At 45.2% G+C, this 5095-nt stretch carries 4 protein-coding genes and 1 pseudogene; 4 read left to right on the forward strand and 1 reads right to left on the reverse strand.

The window, feature by feature from the left end; translation table 11 throughout:
- The 3 genes from KDK17_RS14425 to KDK17_RS14435 all read left to right on the forward strand — a co-directional run.
- Positions 1 to 1035: proprotein convertase P-domain-containing protein (locus KDK17_RS14425; protein WP_257288359.1), on the forward strand; the 1035-nt coding region annotated here is incomplete at its 5' end.
- Positions 1004 to 2905, forward strand: a complete 1902-nt coding sequence (locus KDK17_RS14430) for a calcium-binding protein (RefSeq protein ID WP_257288360.1) — start codon at positions 1004 to 1006, stop codon at positions 2903 to 2905. The genes KDK17_RS14425 and KDK17_RS14430, both read left to right, overlap by 32 nt.
- A gap of 456 nt (positions 2906 to 3361) precedes the next feature.
- Positions 3362 to 4027 carry a hypothetical protein gene (locus tag KDK17_RS14435; RefSeq protein WP_257282042.1) on the forward strand — a complete coding sequence of 222 codons (666 nt, stop codon included), beginning with the start codon at positions 3362 to 3364 and terminating at the stop codon, positions 4025 to 4027.
- Between the two features lie 176 nt (positions 4028 to 4203).
- On the opposite strand, the pseudogene KDK17_RS14440 reads toward KDK17_RS14435, so the two are convergent.
- Positions 4204 to 4401 (reverse strand): annotated as a pseudogene (locus tag KDK17_RS14440) (IS110 family transposase); the annotation flags it as partial.
- Positions 4402 to 4555: 154 nt separating this feature from the next.
- Between KDK17_RS14440 and KDK17_RS14445 the strand changes: the two are divergent.
- Positions 4556 to 4966 carry a hypothetical protein gene (locus KDK17_RS14445; protein ID WP_257255203.1) on the forward strand — a complete coding sequence of 137 codons (411 nt, stop codon included), beginning with the start codon at positions 4556 to 4558 and terminating at the stop codon, positions 4964 to 4966.
- The last annotated feature ends 129 nt before the right edge of the window (positions 4967 to 5095 follow it).

Below are 5095 nucleotides of genomic sequence, written 5' to 3' on the forward strand. Positions count from 1 at the left end.
TCAATTATTGAGAGTCATGAATCAAAAGAGGCGACATCTATCCTGACACAGCGGGATGCCAGCCATGACTATGGCTTTGGTAATGTGGATGCGCTGGCAGCTGTTCGACTGGCAGAAACCTGGGACAAGACCAGTGTGATGGATGCGAAGACTATTGAAGGTGCCCGGCATGAAGTTTATACAGAGGGCAGTCTGCAGGGCATCAATGAAACCATTCCTGATAATGGCGTACTTCGAAAAACCTTTACATTAAATCCGGGTGTTCTTGTTGAGCATACGGCTATTGCCCTGAACTTTGAACATGATCGTATAGGCGATCTGACCATCAAGCTGATTTCACCCAATGGCACCGAAAGCATACTGATGGATAGACCCGGCAAGGCTCCTGGCAGTGCTGCCAGCGACCTGGGGGATCTGCGCTCAATCAGTATGGATTATATGTTCGATACCACTCATAACTGGGGCGAGAACAGTGGTGGCACCTGGACTCTGGAAATCATAGACAGCGCAGGTGGAGCTACCGGCGTATTAAAAGACGCTCGTCTTAGAGCTTTTGGTGATGTGGTTACAGCGGATGATACTTATTACTACACCAATGAGTATGGAGAACTGGGTTCGGGTAGCCGAGCGACCCTGAATGATACTAATGACGGGGTGGATACCATCAACGCAGCGGCTGTCAGTAGCGATACCCTGATTAACCTGAATCAGGGTGCAGTCAGCCAGATAGCAGGACGTAACCTGACGATTCAAAATGGCTCGGTTATTGAACATGCGACTACGGGGGATGGAGACGACACCCTTATTGGTAATGCGGGTTCGAACTGGCTCAAGGGCTATCGCGGTAATGACACCCTGTCAGGTGGCGACGGTTATGACATTCTGTTTGGTGGCTTGGGTAATGATACCTTGACGGGAGGAACCGGTAAGGACTTCTTCATCATCAAGCCGGAAGAAGGCGCTGTCGATACCATCACAGACTTCCACAATGGTGGTCCTGAAAATGAAGAACCAGCAAGTCGCCCATATTACTGAGCAGGACTTTACCTTTATATCGGATGAATCCTTGTTGGATGCCTATCTGGATATGTTGGCAAATTCAACGATCTGGACAGGTGATGATAATGTTCAGAATGGTCTGCTGCCCGATAGTTTGGGCAATATGACGTATTTTGCACAAGGGGGGAACGATGCCATTGGTGCTGTGACAGGCAATGATGTTCTGGATGGTGGTGATGGTAATGATTTCATTGATGGTGAGTATATCACCAACACCCCGGGAACGGATTGGCTACAAGGTGGTCAGGGGAATGACCGACTGGAAGGAGGAGGCAGTGATGACTTGCTCTTTGGAGGAAGCGGAAACGATCTGCTGCTTGGTGAAGACGGTCATGATCGTTTATTGGGTGATTCCGGCCAAGACAACCTGTTGGGTGGAGAAGGCAATGATGTGTTGCAGGGAGGTGATGGCGACGACCTTCTGCAGGGTCAGGGCGGTGACGATACCTTGTACCTTGATGGTGACTTGGGGAATATTGACCTTTCTTCAACGGGAGCCAATGTAGTAACAGGGTTGCTGGGAGGCTCAGGCTCAGACACTTATATTGTCTCAAGGGATAAAACAGGCTCTCAAAATCTCAGCTTGAGTTCATCTAATGGTGTGATGAGAATGTCATCGACCAACTTTATTGCTGACTTTGATGTGAACGCCAATGGTGACAAGATTGACTTGAGCCAGCTTGAGGGTGTCCGGGGCTTTCAGGATATTACTGTCACTCAAAGTGTTATTAATGGACTGGCGATTGCCCGCCTGACTATCAATAATGCGGGGCAGGAGTACTTCGTTAACCTCTTTAATACGACAGCGGCCAGTGTGACTGCAGATCACTTTATTTTTGCCAATAGCCAACCTTATGGGTTGGTAACCGACGGGGATGATACTCTGGTCGGTGACGCTGGAGGCAATTATATCGATGGAGGTTCTGGTGCTGATGATATGACAGGCAGAACCGGGGACGACACCTATATCGTTGACAATATCGGCGATAAGGTAAATGAACTGGTTGCCGGTGGTTTTGACCATGTGATCAGTAGTGTCAGCTATGCCCTTGATGCAGAGGTTGAGAGTTTGACCCTGACAGGCAATGAACATCTGATGGCTACAGGTAATGACCAGGATAACCGCATTGTGGGTAATGCCGGTAATAACCTGCTCTCTGGCATGGGTGGCATAGACACTCTGGTGGGCAACGAAGGTAATGATATTTATGTCATTGATAATACCGCTGATCGACTGGTTGAACGCCTGAATGAAGGTACAGATACCGTCATGTCATCGGTCTCCTATACCCTGGGTGATCATCTGGAGAATCTGACACTCTCTGGCACGGATAATATCAATGCAACAGGCAATGAGCTGAGCAATATTCTGACCGGTAACCAGGGGCGCAATATCCTGAACGGTTCTGACGGAAATGATGTACTGTCAGGCAAGCAGGGTAATGACTACCTGATGGGAGGTGAGGGTAACGACACGTACCAGTTTGCCGCAGGTGATGGTCTGGATATGTTGAATAACCAGAGTACCAATGCTTCGGATCATGATGTTCTGGAGCTGGAAGGTATCAGCAAAGAGAATATCTGGCTGATTCGTTCTGGCGATAATCTGTTGATCGATGTTGTGGGTTCCAACGATGCCATTGTCATTGAAGATTGGTATCGCGATACAAGTCAGCAGTTGGATGAGATTCGTACCAACGATGCAGTGCTTCTTGCAAACAAGGTTGACAGCCTTGTAACTGCAATGGCTGGTTTCAGTGCCCCACCTGCGGGCAACGCTCAGCTGTCACAGGATACTCGAAATCAAATCGATCCTGTAATCACGACTAGTTGGCAGGCAGCATAACTTAAGATGAGTTAAGCAATCTGCAATGATGGTAAGTTCTCTGAGCGGTACTTATCATCATTGTTTCCCCATGATGTAACGTAAGAAATTTTGGGAGCCGAGTACTACTCAAAACATCCCGCTTGGTCGAGGACCAATCAAATCAGCATGATGGGCCATAATCAGCAGAGTGGGTATTTCTTAGCGGTGGGTAGGTCCATTTCGAACAGTGCCACTAGCAACTCTCGCCATCATCGTAAACCACCTTCAGAAATAGCCATGCCACCTAACAACTCGCTTGACGGGACTGTTCCGCTACCCGTCAGCTTTGAGGTTAAGCGCATCTGAGTCATCATGCTTATACAGTAGAATTGATTATGTTAGAAAGTCTTTCTCTATTGTTACAGATAAAAGTGACTTATATTCACATTGACTTGTCCTAACATGTATATTCAAAACTACGTAATAGGTGTTAGGATGTTAAGAGATAAATTATTATCAGCAGTATTTCTTCTTTGTTTAATAGCAAAAGCAAGTGCTGATGAAAAAGAGTCTAGCTCTGAAGTAATTGAAATAACAACGAAGTATGTATGTAGCCTTCTTGAAGGAAATTACGTTTCCTGTAAGCAGGAAATCATATCAGAGGAAGAAATCAGATTAAAGCTTCAAGATAAAATACAAAAGAAAATGGATCATACCTATCAAATTGTTTATAAGACACCAGTTGGAGGAACTACTCCTGATAGCTTTAATTTAGATAATGATGTTAATAACAAAAACAGCTCTATTCCTGCATGGAGCAATCCTGTAGTGACAACATTCTCAGTAACATCTACAGTCGCAACAATTGCGGGCCCCTTCGTTCAACTAGTTCAAAATACATGGAAAAGTTGTAAAAAAGGGCAAAAACCAGAAGCATCAGATATTTCTTGGGCCTGCATCGACGTTATTGCAAATGGATTGAATGTAGGAATGTTATTAACTCAATATTTTGCACAAGACGTCTCAATTGTAGTATGGGATTATTTATCACAATCAGCCGCAATGGTTATCGAGATAACCATCATTGGAAGCAGTATAGTTTTCTACTTTAAACATAAAACAAAACACGCTCACAATGCAGAATATCTGCCAATCAACTAAAAATGCTCGCTTAAATCGGGTAAGGGCTGGCCTTTCTCCAGCCCTCCCCACAGCACCCGGCATGCGGGTCCGCACCGGGCGGTTCACCGAGGATGCTGAAACCTGATCCATGACTCTTTCAGGGAGACAAACCCGATATTTGCAAGATAAATGTCGTTGAGTGCCTGCTGTGTTGCCCAGCAATGCATACATTCAACACCCACTACAATATTGTTCTGATAAGGTTCGATTAAGGCCTGAAGAGCTGATGGATCAGCCGCTATTTTCTGGTGAACCAAGGTGTCGCCTTGCTAATCAAGAATACAAACGAAGAGCATTCGGGCATGGAGATCAATACCACAGTAGTAAGGGTGAGAGTTGGTGTAGAATCTCATTGGGTCTTCTCCTTTTTTGGTTTGGTCGCCTATTAGCTTACTCAGTAAGCTGGGGAGAAGGCTCAATAGGTACCAATTGGTTCCAGGTGTCGCCTTCGGCGCACCTAAACCAGGCGTTGGCCCTTTCGCATATGAATAAACTTGAGGAAGAATAATGAGAAAAACAATACTTGAGATTTACGCATTACTTATATGTTCTGTAACTCTCATATGTTTTGCAGTTACATCTGGGATAATGCTTTACAATTTAGTTAGCGTAGTAAGTCCAGAGTTTGGTTTGTCTTCACATGATTATAAGCGTCTAAACAATAACGATAGATATTGGAACAATATCAAACCCTCATGTGGAGAATATAGTAAAGAAGGCTGTGGTGAAGCCGGAAAAAGACCTCCAGAAGGAGAGCTTACTAAAAAGAGAGAAGATGCAAGAAAATTAGCTCTTGAAGTAGAAGCTAGAAGTTCAATGCAGACATTTATTAAATCTCTAATCGTAGTAATAATTGATATTTTAATATTTATCCCTCATTGGATAATTGGTCGTAGAGCGAGAGAGAGTAATGGCTAATCGGGTAAGAGTTGATCTTTCTTCAGCTCTCCCCAAACCACCCGGCATGCGGGTCCGCACCGGGCGGTTCACCAAGGATAGTGAAACCTAATCCATAAGTCTTTCAGCGAAACAAGCCCAAGTTGTGCG

The organism is Endozoicomonas sp. SESOKO2 (assembly GCF_024606245.1).
Classification (GTDB): Bacteria; Pseudomonadota; Gammaproteobacteria; order Pseudomonadales; family Endozoicomonadaceae; genus Endozoicomonas_A.